General features: G+C 34.1%; 13 protein-coding genes and 1 tRNA gene. 8 read left to right on the top strand and 6 right to left on the bottom strand.

Features of this window, described 5'->3' with window-relative positions:
• The 4 genes from NBW39_RS07355 to NBW39_RS07340 all read right to left on the bottom strand — a co-directional run bounded on the left by NBW39_RS07355 (position 1) and on the right by NBW39_RS07340 (position 7466).
• Positions 1 to 399 (bottom strand): ribosome-binding factor A, encoded by a 399-nt coding sequence (locus NBW39_RS07355; protein ID WP_250295066.1) that lies wholly within the window; start codon positions 397 to 399, stop codon positions 1 to 3.
• A 9-nt stretch (positions 400 to 408) separates the two neighbouring features.
• Positions 409 to 2733 (bottom strand): translation initiation factor IF-2, encoded by a 2325-nt coding sequence (gene infB, locus NBW39_RS07350; protein ID WP_250295065.1) that lies wholly within the window; start codon positions 2731 to 2733, stop codon positions 409 to 411.
• Between the two features lie 9 nt (positions 2734 to 2742).
• A complete protein-coding gene (gene nusA, locus NBW39_RS07345; RefSeq protein WP_250295791.1) occupies positions 2743 to 4305 on the bottom strand; it encodes a transcription termination factor NusA in 1563 nt (520 codons plus the stop codon).
• Between the two features lie 86 nt (positions 4306 to 4391).
• Positions 4392 to 7466, bottom strand: coding sequence for an efflux RND transporter permease subunit (locus NBW39_RS07340; protein WP_250295064.1), 3075 nt, complete (start codon positions 7464 to 7466; stop codon positions 4392 to 4394).
• 175 nt (positions 7467 to 7641) lie between these two features.
• Between NBW39_RS07340 and NBW39_RS07335 the strand changes: the two genes are divergently transcribed.
• Positions 7642 to 8220 carry a hypothetical protein gene (locus tag NBW39_RS07335; protein ID WP_250295063.1) on the top strand — a complete coding sequence of 193 codons (579 nt, stop codon included), beginning with the start codon at positions 7642 to 7644 and terminating at the stop codon, positions 8218 to 8220.
• A gap of 3 nt (positions 8221 to 8223) precedes the next feature.
• Here NBW39_RS07335 and NBW39_RS07330 read toward each other — a convergent pair whose 3' ends face one another.
• On the bottom strand, positions 8224 to 8961 hold the full coding sequence (locus tag NBW39_RS07330) for a type I glutamate--ammonia ligase (protein ID WP_250295062.1): 738 nt from the start codon (positions 8959 to 8961) through the stop codon (positions 8224 to 8226).
• A 326-nt stretch (positions 8962 to 9287) separates the two neighbouring features.
• On the opposite strand from NBW39_RS07330, the gene dnaA reads away from it, so the two are divergent.
• Complete coding sequence (gene dnaA, locus NBW39_RS07325) at positions 9288 to 10670, top strand: chromosomal replication initiator protein DnaA (RefSeq protein ID WP_250295790.1); 1383 nt, start codon at positions 9288 to 9290, stop codon at positions 10668 to 10670.
• Between the two features lie 28 nt (positions 10671 to 10698).
• Here the strand turns inward: dnaA and NBW39_RS07320 are convergent, their stop codons facing one another.
• Positions 10699 to 11955, bottom strand: a complete 1257-nt coding sequence (locus tag NBW39_RS07320; protein WP_250295061.1) for a metallophosphoesterase family protein — start codon at positions 11953 to 11955, stop codon at positions 10699 to 10701.
• Between the two features lie 190 nt (positions 11956 to 12145).
• Between NBW39_RS07320 and NBW39_RS07315 the strand changes: the two genes are divergently transcribed.
• The 6 genes from NBW39_RS07315 (at position 12146) to virB11 (ending at position 17353) form a co-directional block, all read left to right on the top strand.
• Positions 12146 to 12233, top strand: a tRNA-Leu gene (locus tag NBW39_RS07315).
• Positions 12234 to 12262: 29 nt separating this feature from the next.
• A complete protein-coding gene (locus NBW39_RS07310; protein ID WP_250295060.1) occupies positions 12263 to 13345 on the top strand; it encodes a GTP cyclohydrolase II in 1083 nt (360 codons plus the stop codon).
• Between the two features lie 72 nt (positions 13346 to 13417).
• Positions 13418 to 14098 carry a VirB8 family type IV secretion system protein gene (locus NBW39_RS07305; RefSeq protein WP_250295059.1) on the top strand — a complete coding sequence of 227 codons (681 nt, stop codon included), beginning with the start codon at positions 13418 to 13420 and terminating at the stop codon, positions 14096 to 14098.
• Positions 14085 to 14885 carry a P-type conjugative transfer protein VirB9 gene (gene virB9 / locus NBW39_RS07300; protein ID WP_250295789.1) on the top strand — a complete coding sequence of 267 codons (801 nt, stop codon included), beginning with the start codon at positions 14085 to 14087 and terminating at the stop codon, positions 14883 to 14885. The genes NBW39_RS07305 and virB9 overlap by 14 nt, the downstream gene beginning before the upstream one ends.
• Before the next feature lie 16 nt (positions 14886 to 14901).
• The gene (locus NBW39_RS07295) at positions 14902 to 16359 is read left to right on the top strand and encodes a TraB/TrbI/VirB10 family type IV secretion system protein (protein ID WP_250295058.1); all 1458 of its coding nucleotides are present in this window, start codon (positions 14902 to 14904) and stop codon (positions 16357 to 16359) included.
• Between the two features lies 1 nt (position 16360).
• On the top strand, positions 16361 to 17353 hold the full coding sequence (gene virB11 / locus NBW39_RS07290) for a P-type DNA transfer ATPase VirB11 (RefSeq protein WP_250295057.1): 993 nt from the start codon (positions 16361 to 16363) through the stop codon (positions 17351 to 17353).
• Positions 17354 to 17356: the final 3 nt, after the last annotated feature.

Here is a 17356-nt window from a genome sequence, read left to right as displayed (position 1 = left end):
TTAAGTGTGATTATGTAATATTTTGCTTACATTAACAAAATTATCAAACGCTAAATCAGGCTTGAAAACTAACTCAGGTATAAACCGCAAATCAACATAACACAATATAGATTTACGTATTGACCATGCAGACTGGTTCATTTCATTAACAACAGTGTTAATATCACAGTTATTCTCAGAAGGATCTCCAGTGTGTCTTTTTTCTGAATCTGAGTAGTCAGCTACTTGAATATTCAATGAAGATAACACAATATATACATCTGCTTTTTTCAAATCTTTACTTAATTTTACGTCAGATACCGCTACATTTTTATTGAACACCTTACCTTCCATTAGGACTCTTGATATTGCTCTATGCAATACCGATGCTATTTTTAGGTTTCTAATTTCCTTTTTCATATCCAGCTACTATAACACCCTTTCTTCTTGCACTAATTGATAAGCTTCCAAAATATCTCCAACTTTAATATCGATATTACCCTCTAGTGATACTCCGCATTCAAAGTTTACACCTACTTCTTTAACATCATCTTTAAATCTACGTAGTGCTTTTAACTTTCCTTCATGCACCAATTTGCCACCACGCACTACCTTAATTAAAGAATCTTTTCTTATGACTCCATCACTTACGTAACATCCAATGATATTACCAGCTTTAGATACATTAAATATTTGTCTCACAGATGCAAAGCCAACACGAACCTCTCGTGTAACAGGCTTTAACATTTTAGTTAAATACATTCTCATGTCGTCAATGAGCTCGTATATTATGTTATAAGTATGTATTTCTACACCTTTTTGTTTTGCCAAGTCCCTTATTTTTGAGTCCACTTTTACATTAAAAGCTAAAATTACTGCACTTGATGCTTCTGCAAGCAGCACATCTGAATCTGTTATCCCTCCTACTGCTTTGTGTAGGATATTTAGTTTCACTTGGTCTTTACCGAGTTTATCAATTGAACTTGATATTGCTTCAATAGAACCAGTTACATCGCACTTTAAAACTACAGATAGTTCTTCTGTTTCACTGTTATTACGACTGAATATATCTAAATTATTGTCATCTGAATCTTCTTTCTTTTTCTTGATCAACTCTAGCCTGTATTCAACAATTTCACGCGCCTGCTTTTCGGAATTTACAACAACAAATTTATCTCCAGCATTTGGCACACCATTTAAACCAGTAATTTCAATTGGAGCGGAGGGTAGTGCTGCTTTTTCTCTTTGACCAAGGTGATTAACCATACTACGTACTTTGCTGTATGTTGTACCAACTACCAATATATCACCAACCTTTAACGTTCCTTCCTCAACTATCAATGTAGCTGATATTCCTTTCGCTTTATCTATTTTGGATTCTATTACCCATCCAAGTGCTCGACAATCTTCTATTGCTTCTAGCTTCATTAATTCAGCGATTAACAAAATCGCCTCTTCTAGTTTATCTAAATTAGTTTTCTTTTTTGCTGATACTGGCACAATCATAACATCACCACCAAGCTTTTCAGGAATGAGATCATATTGAGGCAAACTATTAATTATTTTTTCTACATCACCAGGCTCAGATTTATCAATTTTATTAATAGCAACTATAATAGAAACATTTGCTGCTTTTGCATGATTTATTGCTTCAACTGTTTGTTTCATGATTCCATCATCAGCTGCAACTACTATTACAACTATATTAGTAATATTGGCACCACGTGCACGCATCGCAGTGAACGCTTCATGTCCTGGTGTATCAATAAAAGTAATTTTTTGCTTATCTTTTGTCGTTATTTGATAAGCACCTATGTGTTGAGTTATCCCACCTGACTCTCTTTCTGCAACATTAGATTCACGAAATGCATCGAGCAATGAGGTTTTACCATGATCGACGTGTCCCATAAAAGTGACGACTGGTGGTTTAGGTTTTTTAGGCAGGCTTTCTCTGTCTTCTATAAAAAATAAATCCTTTTCTTTGTCGTCATCACTCACTCGCTTAGCCGTATGATTAAATTTTTCCACTATTTCACATGCTATATCTGGATCCACCAGATCATCTACTCTATAACTCTCACCAACTTCTTCTTTGAACATTTTTAGCACACTCTTGCTGTCTTCTGCCATACGAATAGATAACTCCCTGATAGTTATTTTGTCTGGTATAATAACTTCTCTTGATATATTTTTACCCTTGGTAAACTTTGACTTTCTACTTCTTATACCAAATCTTTGCTTAAATACAGGGGGTTGTTCAGTTTTTTCATCTATTGCCTGTGCAATTACCAGTTTAGAATGCTTAGAATATATATCTTTGTTGACTTTAGAAGACTTTTTATCGTCGCCCTCATAGTCAATACTATCTTCTTTTGGTTCAACTAAGTGGGTATTACTTAAAACTTGCTTATTTATTTCCTTAGATAAAGTGTCCGCTTCATTTTTCTCGTCAATCTGTTTATTGCTGTCTTCTTTTGCTGTTTTCTCTTTTTCTTCTCTCTGATTTCTTTCTTTCAGCAAAGCAGCATTCTGCACAGCATTAATGCGGAAAATTTGTTCTTTCTCTGTTAAAGAACCTAATTTACTCCCGTCAAATAAATTATGTTCCTCTGCATCATGAGATTTTTTTCTTCTTTTTTTTACTATTGTAGCTCCAGTACTTGGGCTAGCTGAAGAATTTAAATTGAGGTCTAATTTAAGCTTGCTTAAGCCTTGGAGCGTTAATTTTTTATTACTGATATCTTCATTATTCATATTATTTTATTATATTAACCCAAGCTTTTTACGTGCTTCTATGATTATTGAGTCTACTGTATCTTTTAGATTTTCTTTACTATCAGCTGAGGAAGAGAGTATGCTGCAAAACTCATAACTTGATAAATCTGCTATGTCCTCTAAAGTCTTAATATCATGTTTACTAAGAGCAATTTTATTGTCTATTGATAAAGTTAAATTGATTACATCATCTTCCATACCTAGACTTTTTAGCTCTTCTATTTTTCTATCATTTTCTGCTTTCAGGTACTTATTTGCTCTATTATGAAGTTCGTTTGCAATATCCTCATTAAAGCCCTCTATTGAAGCAAGCTCTTTAATTGAAGCGCTGGATATATCTTCTACGCTTGAAAAACCTTCTGTTACCAATAGCTGACCCATAATCTCTTCTAAGTTTAAAGCTTCAGCAAATAAAGCTGAACATTGACTCAGTTCTTTACTTCGCCTTTCTGATTCTTGCTGAGTGCTTAATATCTCAATTTTCCATCCAACAAGCTCTGAAGCTAATCTTACATTCTGGCCCTTTTTTCCTATGGCTAAACTCAATTGATCTTCAGCAACTATTAATTCTATGCAATTTTCATTTTCATCAATAATAACCTTCGATACTTCTGCAGGAGTAATGGCTTTAATAACAAATTGACCCAAATCTGAGGAGTAATTTATAACGTCAATTTTTTCACCATTTAATTCGTGTATAATAGTTTTTATTCTATCTCCCTTAACTCCAACACAAGCACCTACTGGATCAATGTTCTTGTCAGGAGAGAAAACAGCAACCTTAGACCTTGAGCCGGCGTCTCTAGCTATACCTTTAATTGTTACTAACCCATCAGCAATTTCTGGTATTTCTTGATTTAATAATGCCTCTAAAAAGCCTTCATGAGTCCTAGAAAGAATAATTTGACGTCCATCATCAGAGCGCTTAACAGTCTGTATGTAAGCTTTAACCTTATCGCCTTCACGAAATGATTCACCACCGGTCAAATTTCGCAAAGGAAGGTATGCCCTAGTGCCATTTATGTCTATAATAAGATCTGAATATTCTACTTGTTTAACAATACCATACCTTATTTCTCCCGCCTTATCTTTAAATTCCTCATATTGCTTTTTTGACTCTTCATCTTTAATTATTTGAGCAATCTTTTGCTGGGCAATTCTTGCTGAAGCAAGATCAGTGTTAAGAGAGAGCAATTCACTAACAATATCTCCAACTTTTGCATCTCCTTTTATTAATTTAGCTTGTGTCAGCGTAATTGATTCACACTCAGTATTCTCTTTTTCATTTGATTCATCATCAATAACTTTTAGTTTTCTATATGAAGTAACTTTGCCTGTGTTTCTATCTATATTAACTACAATTTTACTTTTGCTACCATATTTTTGATAAGCCACTGCTTCTATAGCACTTTCCAGTGCCTTTATTACAACATTAAAATCTAAACCTTTTTGAAGTGAAAGCTCTCCTGCTGTTTTTATTACATCAAGGCTTCCAACTATGTTATTCTTGTTACTTTTCTGCTTAACACTGCTTTTACGATTAGCAATCATAATAAATAAATCCAATGTAATTAGTTATAATTATAGCTTCAACGGGCAAAGCGCTATCTTAAATGTTAAATGATTGCTAATTTAAGTCAAGTTTTTTCATGTCTTTGTATGACAAGCAACGCCGGAGTAAAGAATAAAGTTAAAACCGTTGCAGCCAATATTCCACTTGCTATGGTTGTTGAAATGTCAACCCACCACTGACTTGATGGAGCATCATATGTGATTTGTAGCGTAAAAAAATTGATATTTAACCTGGTAATCATCGGTATTAAACCAAGAACTGTGGTTGCAACGGTAAGCAATATTGGCCTAACGCGAGAAATTGCAGCGTTTATTACACATCGCTTGATGTCATTTTTGTGTACCTTAATTTGGTGATGAAAGGCATCAAGCAATAGTATGTTATTATTCACTATAATTCCTGCCAAAGCAATTATCCCCACTCCACACATAACAACTACGAAAACTTGTTGGATAAGAAAAAAAACAAAAAACACACATGTTGTGGATAAAAACACTGCTGTCATTACGATAAATGTATAGTATACATTATTAAATTGTGTCACTAATACCAATATCATTAGTGTAATTGCTAATATAAAAGCCTTTAACAAAAATGCTCCTGATTTTTGTTGATCTTCTTTGTCGCCTTTAAAATCAATTTTTACTCCCTTGTCCCAATCCTGGGCAATAGAATTCTGAATGAACTTTACTCTTTCATTAACAAGATAGCCTGTATCCACATCAGCGGAAATTATCACTGTACGTAATCCATCAATCCTATTTAGTTTGTTTACCTTTTTTTCGGGAGCATATTTTACTATGTTGCTCATAGGATGCGGGCCATTAACTGTATTGATAAAAAGATTGTCTATAGTCTTCATGTTGCGGTCCCTTCTGGGGAAACGGAGTACAATATCGATTTCTTCATCCGTGTTATTTGGTCTATATTTTCCAATCAACACTCCATTTGTAACCATCTTTATAAAATCGCCAATGGTTGCAACACTTACTTCAGAACTTGTAGCCTTACTCTTATCAACACTCATATTCCACTCTATTTCAGGTGCTGATCTGCTATCTTGAATATTTATAAACCCGGATGAAGGTTGGTCCATAATTTTTAGAATTTTCTCTGCTGCTAGATTCAGATTGGATGCACTTCCGCTGAGGTTAATTTGTATTGGCTTGTCAACCGACGGTCCTGACTTTTCTTCTTGAACATCAATTATTACTCCCTTCATGTCTTGCACACTGCTCCTTATATCACTTAGTATGTGCTTAGCTTTTCGCCTGAAGCGCCAATCCATAAGTTCTAATTGAATTTTGGCAATGACATTATCTGAAAATACTCCTGATCTAGCATAAGAAACATGAATTTCTTTTTCAATGCTCAAAATACGCTCTTCTACTTCTTTTAGTATCAAATCTCGTTCTTTGGCTGATAAGCTTTCTTTTGCTTTAACACTGATTAAAATATTATCTGAATCCACTTTCGGAAAAAACTTTACTCCAGGACCAAAAGTAAAGTACAGCACACTAAATGAAAACAAAACGAATACAGTAGCACATACGAATTTTTTAGGATGATCCAAAACCTTCTCTAGCATGCGTATGTAAGCTCTTATTATAGGCCCAGCATTTTTTATCTCACCACTTTCTATAGCACTCATTTTTTTTATTTCTTTTTTTGAAGTTATCGAAGGCTTACCAAATATTGCACCAAGTGTTGGTATAAAAACCAAAGCCATAATGAGTGATCCAGTCAAAGTTAGAATTATTGTAATTGGTATGTACTGCATGAATTTACCAACAGTATCAGGCCACAGTAGCAGAGGAAAAAACACTGCCAATTTAGTTAACGTTGATGATAAGACCGGATAAAACATATCACGAACTGAAGTGTGAAAGGCTTCTACTTTGTCCATTCCGCAGATCATCTTTCTATCGGCATATTCGCTGATCACAATTGCATCATCAACCAGCATGCCAACAGCCATGATTAAACTGAAGAGCACAACGATATTTAAAGTTATGCCCATAAAGTAAAGAGCTATTATCCCAATGAGAAAGGAACCTGGTATCGAGAGTGCCACAAGAATAGCAATCCTTGTTCCCATAGAAAGCATCATTATGATCAATATTAACAACACAGCGAATATTATGCCGTTTTCCAAGTCATCAAGCACATCGCGGACGTTTTTTGACTGGTCATTTAAGTACACCACTTTTAAATTTTCAGGTAATTGATCTTTTGCCTTATCCATTAAGTATTTTACTTGATTTACTGTGTCTATTATGTTTTTTCCGTTACGTTTTGAAATTTCTAGCACGACACTAGGTAATCCATTAATGCGAGCAAACCCTTGGTGATCCTCAAACCTAGGGTATACTTTTGCTATATCTTTGATTCTCAAAACTGCATCGCCTTGAGATCTAATAGGAATATTCATAATATCTTCTATATCTTTTAATAACCCTGATATTTTAATCGAATATTTACCGGTATCATTTTCCAGTGACCCAGCTCCCACTAGTCTGTTATTGCTTGATATAGCTTGGAATATTTCGTTTGATTGAATGTTATATTTTGTTAGAACTGTGGGCTCAATTATAACTTCCACTGTTTCTTTACGCATACCCGCTACTTCAACTTTGAGAACATTTGGCAGAGATTCTATTTCTTTCTTTAGCTTGCGTGCTATTTCAGTTAAGGCTCTTTCTGGCAAATTACCAATTAAGCCGACATTTAATATGGGAAATAGACTCAAATTTATTTCATTTATTATTGGAGATTCCGCTTCAATAGGTAACTTCGCTTTTATGTTTGAAAGCTTTGAACGGACATTATCGAGCACTTCTTTATTATCATACTCTGTTCCAAATTCGAGTATCATGTGAGCACCATCATTAGTTGCAAAAGCTCTCAATTCTCTTACACCTTCGATGGATCTTAGTTCGTTTTCTATAGGAAGCACTAATAGCTTTTCACTATCTTGAGCAGAAATCCCAGGAAGTCCAACAAACACGCTGATTATAGGAATCTGTATATCAGGGTTACTTTCCCTTGGCATTTTTACATAAACGTATGAACCGAAGATAAAAATTACTATAAGTAATAATACCACCGCCCTGTTTCGCTCTATGAGTAAGCTCTGCATGTTGAATGTTAACTGAATATGTGCGTTTGTACAATATTATATTCGAGATACATTGCATATTAATTAATCCTTGTATAGCTTTAAAACTTTACGCAAATAATTAAAATTTTCGCAAAGTTGCAAGTATAAGAAAATTTCTGTATAATAATTCTAGAACAGTATTTGAGAGGTTATTATGGTGGCAATTCTAAATGTAACAAAGGGCAAAAATAAAGTTATTGTGTCTGGATTAGCTGGAGCTTTATCAGCTTTAATATTTTTAACAGCAATCCACATTGCCGCAAAGATAGCCATTATCGTTTCTGCCGCTGCAGTTACTTACTTATTACTTTCGCTGATTCATAAAATAAGAACTAAAAAAGAACAGCCTGCTGAAATTACTGGTGTTTCAGAAGATGAAGGGTATAGCAGTGTTGATGAAGGTGAAGAAAAAGATACCGTAGAAGAATCAGAAAAAACTGAAGCTGAGTTAGAAGAAGAAATAATAAGGAAAAGAGCAGAAGAAAAAATGAAAAATGGACTACCTGAACATATGGACCTTGACGGTAACTCACTTGCTGGGGCTGATGATACAAGTCAGACTAGATACGCAACGAACTATATGGATTTAATGCGATCCCCTCCTATGCATATGAATGGATATTACCAGGAAATCACAAAAGTTGCCAGTGCTCCAAAAACTTTTGTCACTAGTGATTCAATGAGAATGCCAGAGCGGCTAACTATGGAAGATATTGTTAACCAACGTGGTTAGAGTTTATATCAAACTCTCCATCTCATATTGAAAATCAGATGCAATGCCATACACTCTATTTGGCGGAGCAATTTTGTTCTCTATACCAAAAACTATACCTTCAATTATTGCTGTGAGTACTTTTTCAAGGTCACAATCTGCTCCGGGAACGCGGTGCTCCAGGCGGCATCTTTTGGAATCGTTGCCAAAATAGGGAATTCTTATCGCAGCAGTTCTGTTATTTACCCCCCAACTAATCGTAGTTGGAGTATGAATATCCGGGTACTGAAATCTTAAATATGAATCATCATTTGGAGCAAAAAATAACATATGTTTTTTCATCATTGCGCATAATCCACCAATACTATGAATCAAATAATCATTATACTTTTGCTCATTGATATAAAATAAGTTATCGTTATTTGAATTCACAAGATTAACATGCACATTTAATGCACTGCCTGCTCTATCCAAATAGGGCTTTGCTTTAAAAGAAACATTCCCGCCTAGTTTTTGTGCTACTTCAGTAAGTAATTGTTTTGCTAACTCAAAATGCTTGATTAAATTGTCGGAGTTCGTATAACAACCACTTTTTATCTCATATTGATGTGTAGAATTCTCTTTCTCGCAAGAAAATTCAAGAGATGCTATTTTATTTTTGATGCTACTTAGAAATAAATATTCTTTTTCTATTCCTTCAATGTAAAACTCTAGTTCAATACCGAATACAGCATAACAACTCAAATTACTTAATATAATCATAAACTTGCTTCAGTAAATCTATATTAGGTTAGCTATATTTATATGAATACTTTACTTATTTGCCAGTAAATTTAACATCTTATTTATACATAATGTATTACTATTTTTAATAGCATGCTTCTAATCCTCGATACAAGCGACATTTACAAATTTTTCATTTTTTTGAAATAAAAATGATCAATTTTAGTGTTTTTATACCCTTTACAACTCATCAAAAAATCACCATAATTTTTAGTATGTATTAAGTAGTATTAGCTTTTCATTTTGCAGTAAGCTATTGATTATCTTATATTTTTCTAATTGTTGCTTTTTTCTTGGTATGGTATATGAACTTAACTAGCCCTAAGGTTTCTACTATGTTTTTTGATCAGATTATTACAGTAACGGATCACAATGTTACTTGGGAAAAAATCCAAAATTGTCTTTATAATCTTTATGGAGAAGCAACATATAACAGCTGGCTGAGTTCGCTAAAATTTGTCAGTAGCAGAAATGGGGAAGTTCTTTTATCCGTGTCAACAAGGTTTATAAAAGAGTGGATTACAGTTCATTACATGAAAAAAATACTATCATTGTGGCAAAGCGAAGATAAAAGCATACGTTCTATTGATATTCAAGTAATTGAGGAAAGGAATTCAAATTTTAATGTTATACTAAAAAACAGAGAGGAAAGTAATCATAATCTTGGTTCGCCGCTGGATCCAAGGTTCACCTTTGATAATTTTGTAGTGGGGAAGCCAAATGAATTAGCATTTACGGCGGCAAAGCGTGTGGCAGAATCTATAGATCCAATATCAGGCAGCAATCCTTTGTTTCTATATGGTGGAGTGGGACTTGGTAAAACACATCTAATGCATGCTATAGCTTGGCACATAGTCAATTCCCCATCAGCAAAAAGAAAAGTGGTATATCTATCAGCAGAGAAATTCATGTACCAATATATTACAGCGCTGCGAAGCAAAGATATTATGTTATTTAAAGAGCAATTTAGATCAGTAGATGTATTGATGGTAGATGATGTGCAATTTATCAGTGGTAAAGATAGTACACAAGAAGAATTTTTTCACACTTTCAATGCATTGATAGACCAAAATAAGCAATTGGTTATATCAGCTGATAGGTCTCCTAGTGATCTTGATGGAGTGGAAGAAAGAATAAAATCACGACTTGGTTGGGGATTGGTAGCAGATATTAATGAAACAACTTTTGAATTAAGGCTTGGTATATTGCAGGCAAAAGTGGAGCAGATGAATATGTATGTTCCGAAAGATGTCCTAGAGTTTTTAGCAAGGAACATAAAATCTAATATAAGAGAATTAGAAGGAGCATTAAATAAGATTACCCATACCTCATTAATTGGAAGAAGTATGACGGTAGAATCAGCTAGTGAAACCCTAATCGATCTTCTTAGGTCAAATCATAGGTCAGTCACGATAGAAGAAATACAAAAGAAAGTAGCTGAATTTTTCAATATAAAGGTTGCAGATATGCAATCCAATAGAAGGCTTCGCAGTCTTGCAAGGCCAAGACAAATAGCTATGTATTTTGCCAAAAAATTTACGCAAAAAAGCCTACCAGATATTGGGAGAAACTTTGGTGGCAGAGACCATGCTACTGTTATACATGCAGTAAAACAAGTAGAAAATTTTATAAAGACCGACTCAAAATTTGCTGATGAAATCAATCGATTAAAAAAAATGTTTAAGTAGCGTTTTTAAAATAGCTAATAACAAACTCCTAAAATGAATTGACTATAGCTTTAATCCGTTTAAGTTTAAAATCTTCTGTTAGCTTCGCAGAATACATTTCCTTATTGTGTTGATTATAGAAGGTAAATTTGTAATCATCTAAATTTAGTATTGCAAAGCCAAAGCCAAAAAAGTTTCTAACCTCGTGTGCTAAGTAGTTTCTACCATTTGAATAGTCAAATTCTACATTTTGATAAACAGGCTCTTGATCTTGAGCGTGTAATGATGCACCGCCATTTCCAACTATAATCTGGTCTGGAACATTATCCATTAATAAAATCTGGGCTATATGAATGTGGCCAGAAACTATGGTAGTAACATTGCTTGGAAATTTATCTCCAAAAGCTTCAATTTGTGTAAGATTACCATGGCTTTTTAATGTCAAAAATTCTTTTTTTGGAGATCTCCAAAGCGGTTTATGAGTTAAAAACCACGTGGGCTTATCTTGTATCAATTTATCAAATTGCCTCTCAAAAGCATCAATTGTGCTTTGGGTTGTAAAAATATCCTCACCGGATGAAGAGTCGAAGATAAAAAATTTCATCGGTCCAGCATCTAAGGACCAACTAGAAACAAAGTTTCCACATTTTTCAGACGAAAAGGGGTATGAATCTAGATACCTGAACCATCCTTCATAAGCTCTATCACAACTCTCATGGTTTCCACGAACAAAAAGGAAAGGGGATTGTGATAAGATATCCTTTGCAGGCTCAAACCAATCAGCGTACCAAGCTTCTTTATTATATCCATAAATATCTCCACACTTTTTTGTATTTCTACATTTTGTTTGTCTGTAATGATAATCACCAACATGGATAATTAAATCTGGTTTATGAAGGGCGATTGAATCTAAATTTTTTTTTAAAGGCCAGCTATCTACCGAATTACATTCCTGCTGAAATAACATATTTATTCTACAGCCCGTGTCACCAATAAAAGCAATTTTGTTCACCTTTTCTGGTAATATGGGAATCTGTATATTATCAATCCTAATGTTTCTAGCACTTGTTTGTACTATGAGTTCACAAACTGTTTCGGCATTGTTAATTGAGCTGCGATTCAGCATTTCTGTTTCCTCGCCATCGACATAAACAATGGGACACATGTCATTGTCTGTAATTGCACGTATGCTTAATTTATTTTCTGGGATAACTTGAGACCATGTGTATAATATCTGTGCATGGACGAAATGAAAGCTAGTTATAAGAGAGAGAGCTAAAAAAATAAAGATATTAGCTACATTCATTTGTATAAAAACCTAAGTTAAAAATTAGTAGTAAGGTTATCTTAAATGATTAAAATTTATAATCACAAAATTCATAATTAAATTATACAAACAATTTTTAAATTATTCTAGTATCAGATTGACACTCTAGATGAAAAATTCTAAAATGATTAAGTAATTTAAAATAATTATATAAAAACTAGAATATAGTGCGGCCGTGGTGGAATTGGTAGACACGCAGCGTTGAGGTCGCTGTGGCTCATAAGGCCTTGGAAGTTCAAGTCTTCTCGGCCGCACCAGTTTTTATCGCTGTTTAATATGGGTAAAAATGTTTGTAGGAAATCAGAGTAGCAATAAGGTAGAAAGAGCTATCAGCGAAATCAGGCGCGGCCGGCCAATTGTAATATATGATGAAAGTAATTACCTATTGCTTGCTGCTGCTGAGGCTTTAGAAAGAGATTTATTTAATCAATACAAGCTTATATCAAGTAATGTATATATTACTTTAACTTCAAGTAAGGTAAAATACATATCTCAGAATAAAGAACATAACAGCAAACGTCTGTTGGTGAATAATTTTGATGAACTGCTCCATTTAATAAACTGTTCAAAGGAAGATAGCATAAAAGAGTTGCAATGCTCAAAGACAATAGATGAGTATGCTATTGCCTTGCTTAAGTTCTCAGAATTATTGCCATACGCGTTAGTGGCTGATATGGCTTTTGAGAATAACCATGAAATGCGAAATTGGTGCGAGAAAAATGACGTTATTGCACTGGACACGTCATTCATAAATAATTTTCAAGAAAATCAGGATGTATATGAAGTGTGCAAAACATCATTATTTTTAAAACAGACTCAAGAAGTAAATATCATATCTTATAGAACCGAAAGTGGTGGAAGAGAACATCATGCAATTATCATTGGCAATCCAGATAAAGATGGCGAACCATTAGTAAGAATTCATTCTTCGTGCTATACGGGTGACTTGTTAGATAGCTTATCATGCGATTGCAGAAGTCAGTTACATCAAGCAATTCAGATGATAGCTGACTCTGGAGGTGGTATTATATTGTATTTGATGCAAGATGGAAGAGGCATTGGTTTAACTAATAAGTTAAGGGCGTACAGTATGCAAAGAGGACATAATCTTGATACTATTGATGCAAACAGAATATTGGGTTTTGAAGATGATGAAAGGAGTTTTGCTGTTGCAGCCAAAATGCTTAAGAAATTGAACATTAACAAAATCCAATTACTTACAAACAATGATAGGAAATTGTCAGAATTGGAAAATAGTGGTATAGGAGTTACAAAGTGTCTACCACTTATTGTGGAACGTAATAAATATAACGATTCATATATGGAGACAAAGTTTGGTAAATTAGGCCATAGATTAAGAGTTTTTTAGCTTTTTTGCTGTAACTACTTTGTTAATTTGCTATGTTTATTAACATAAGTTAAGATTTTTAGGAATACTAAAATGCTAAGATTTTTTAAGCGAGAAAAAAATACTGAATCCTTAGATAAGGATATAGATTGGAATTCAAACCGCTACAGCACAGTTATTGCTCAAAGGAATATTCTACTTTTGTTTGCGTTAATATTATTAGCAGCGATTTCTATCAGTATATTAGTCATATTTAAAATTAGCACAAGTAGCACTATTGAGCCATTTGTTATAGAAATTGACAAGAAATCAGGAATAGTGCAATTGGTTGATCCTGTCACAGTAAAACAATATTCTGCAAATGAAGCGCTAAACGATCATTTTATTTCAGAGTATATAAAAGCAAGGGAGGTTTTTGATCCATATCATTATAATTATAACTATTATACAAAGGTGAGGTTATTTTCCTCACCTAATGTGTATAATGAATTTAGAAATTATGTAGGATCGCAGAATATGGATGATCTTTTTAATTTATACTCAGATACTAAAAGTGAATTTAAAATTCGCTCAATTCAAAAATTGGGTAACGATGCTCTTCAGGTGAGGTTTTTTGTGGAATTTATACGGAAAGATGGAAGTTCCACAAGAAAAAATAAGATAGTTATTATGTCATATAGATATGCATCGCTTGAAATGGATGACCAGCAAAGATATATTAACCCATTAGGATTTCAAGTTATTTCATATAGAGTAGATGATGAATATGTATAGGATATTATTAGTTTTAGCTTTACTTGTAAGTGGCAATTTAAACGCATCCATTAATTATAATGAGCCTATTTCTGTAGATAGTAGAATAAAGACTTTTGTGTATAGCCCTAATGAAGTATTTACGGTGGTTTTTAGTCAGGGTTACTATTCTTATATTGAATTTGCGGAAGGAGAAAAAGTTAAAAATATCGCTGTTGGTGATGCATCAAGTTGGAAAATTAATCCTTATGACAATAAATTGCTTATCATGCCATTTGAAGTTAGTAGTCGCACTAACATGATTATTACAACAACTAAAAAAAGAAATTACATTTTTGATTTAATCTCAAGGCCAAACTACGATAAATACCCAGATACTGATGCTAAGAAAGTGGGTCACGATTATTCTGCTGAAAAGGATATATCTTACGTAGTACGTTTTTATTATCCTCAAGAAGAAGGTGAATTTGATGTTGATTTAGATGAGGTTTCTTTACCTACTCAAATGCAATATACTACAGACAAGCCAGAAAAAATAATACAAGAAAATGATACGAAGTACAATTATACATATATTGATGAAGGTGGTAATGCGGATATAGTTCCGATTGAGCTATTTGATGATGGTTATTTAACCTATTTAAAATTTAGAAATAATAATAAAATACCTCAGATTTTTGTAGAAGAGGAGGATAAACCTTGTAAAAGGCTGTTATTTGATGATTATGTTATAATAAAAGGAGTACATAAAAAGCTATTTATGCGTTATGAAGATGGTGAAGTTGAAATTATAAATAGGTCACTTTAGCTGTGGTATATGCAATATGAATAAAGAAAGGCGTAACAATTCAGAAGATGAATCAGAAATAGAGAACAAGGTAGTAACAGTTGGCTCTAATCCAGGTCATAGGGCATTGATGGTCATTATTTTAGTGCTTCTGGTTGGTGGAGTGTATTATCTCTATTTTAGTCCTTCTCATAAAGAGGGTTCAGAAGTTATTAAAAAAGAGGAAACAAAGCAAAATGTTCAAGAATTGAAGGGAAAGTTGGAACAAGTTCCAGATAATGTAATGGTTCCTGAAAGAATAATAACTGATCCCTTACCACCCTTACCTCCTCTTCCTACACCACCAATCATACCAGAAATAAAACAAATTAGAAAAGAAGAAGAGAAACCAAAAGAAACTCCTGTGTCAAATATACCTATTTTGCCAAAGCAAAATTTTCCTTCTAGTAATGTTATGGGCAATTTACCTACCTCGTTTCCTACAATAGGGGGTAGCGGTTATCCTAGAGACAGACGTAGTGCACAAATGTTAACAATTTCAAGTGATGGTGGAGAGAATAAGGCTGCTGATGCTATTTTATCTGACACTTCAGCACAATCGAGCAAAGCTACCAGAGTAGGAAAGCTTGGTTTAATGGTTACTCAAGGTAAAATTATTGATGCTGTTCTTGAAACTGCAATAAACTCTGATCTGCAAGGAATGCTGCGTGCTATGGTGAGTAGAGATGTTTATGCAGAAACTGGTGATACAGTTTTAATACCTAAAGGCTCAAGATTGATAGGCAGTTATTCATTTGACTCGAATGTCGCAAGAGCTCGTGTAAATATAAACTGGAGTAGGGTCATTCTTCCTCATGGAATAGATATTGCTATCTCATCACTTAGTACTGACGAGCTTGGTAGAGCAGGGATAGCAGGAATAGTTGATAATAAAATAGTAAGTGCATTATTCTCTTCAGTGGCACTTGCTGGTGTTTCAATTGGTTCAGCTGTTGTAGGACAAAAGGCTTCCAATCTTATTGATACGCTAACTGCCACGGATGCGGTGAAGTCTATCACTGCAACTGAGATAGATATCTCTTCTCTCAAAGGGGCTATTGACCCAGAAGGTAAAATATCTGGTGACAAATGGAAATTGGGTCTTGGAGCTATTGGTAGAATTAAGAATGCTAAAAATGAGCAAGATTTGTTAAAAATAATGAAGGATGAAATAGCAAAGGCACTAAATACACAAGACAACCCAATTACTGATGCGGATATCCCAATTACTCTGGAAAACATGAGTCAACTGCTACAACAATTTCAAAGAAAAAGCAAGTCTGTTTATGATGAAGCAATCGGGAAATCAATCAATGATTTTTCTAAAGACATGCGAGATATAGTAGGCAGATACACAGATAAAAAACCAACTATTTATGTTGATCAAGGCACCGCGTTGAAAGTATTTGTTAACCAAGATATAGTATTTCCTCCACAGGCAATATTAAATCAATGAAATGAACTATGCTGCGCTTGATACATATTTGGAGCCATTACAAGGCATATTTCAAGAAGAAGGCGTAAATGAAATATCAATAAATAAGCCAAAGGAAGTATGGATTGAAAATCGCGGTGAAATAAGGTGTGAAAAATTAGAAGTATTCGATCTTAACCATTTGAAATCTCTTGGCAGACTGATTGCTCAAGCTACAGAACAAAAACTTAGCGAAGAAGCACCGTTACTTTCGGCAACATTACCAAATGGTTATCGTATACAGATAGTATTTCCACCAGCATGTGAACCTGATAAAGTAGTCATGTCGATTCGTAAGCCTTCTAGCATGCAATTAGCACTCGATGATTACGAAAAAATGGGAGCTTTTTCTGAAACTGTTACAGAAGCGGCTGATAATCCAGTGGACCGTCATTTGGATTTACTGTTAAAACAAAAAAAAATAAAAGAGTTTTTAGAATACGCTGTAATAAGTAAGAAAAATATTATAATTAGCGGTGGAACTTCCACTGGTAAGACTACTTTTACTAATGCTACTTTGCGTGCTATTCCAGCTGAGGAAAGAATTATTACTGTTGAGGATGCAAGGGAAATCGTTTTGAGCGAACATCCCAATAAAGTCCATCTAATTGCCTCTAAAGGAGGGCAAGGCAGAGCAAAAGTGACCACTCAAGATTTGATAGAAGCGTGCTTACGTTTAAGACCAGATAGAATAATAGTTGGTGAACTTCGCGGGGCGGAAGCTTTTAGTTTTCTTAGGGCGATAAATACTGGTCACCCTGGATCAATATCAACCCTTCATGCGGATAGTCCAACAATGGCCCTTGAGCAAATAAAATTGATGGTTATGCAGGCAAATCTTGGCATTCCTCCAGACCAAATTATACCATACATTAGAAATGTGATTGATATTGTTATTCAGCTAAAAAGAACCGGTGGGGGAAAAAGAAGCATTTCTGAGATATTATTTACTAGATCTGCAAGCGAAAATGCTTAAATT

The organism is Wolbachia endosymbiont of Oedothorax gibbosus (assembly GCF_936270435.1).
Taxonomy (GTDB): Bacteria; Pseudomonadota; Alphaproteobacteria; order Rickettsiales; family Anaplasmataceae; genus Wolbachia.
The sequence above is the reverse complement of the archived record's forward strand: the minus strand, read 5'-3'. Positions and strand labels throughout refer to the sequence as shown.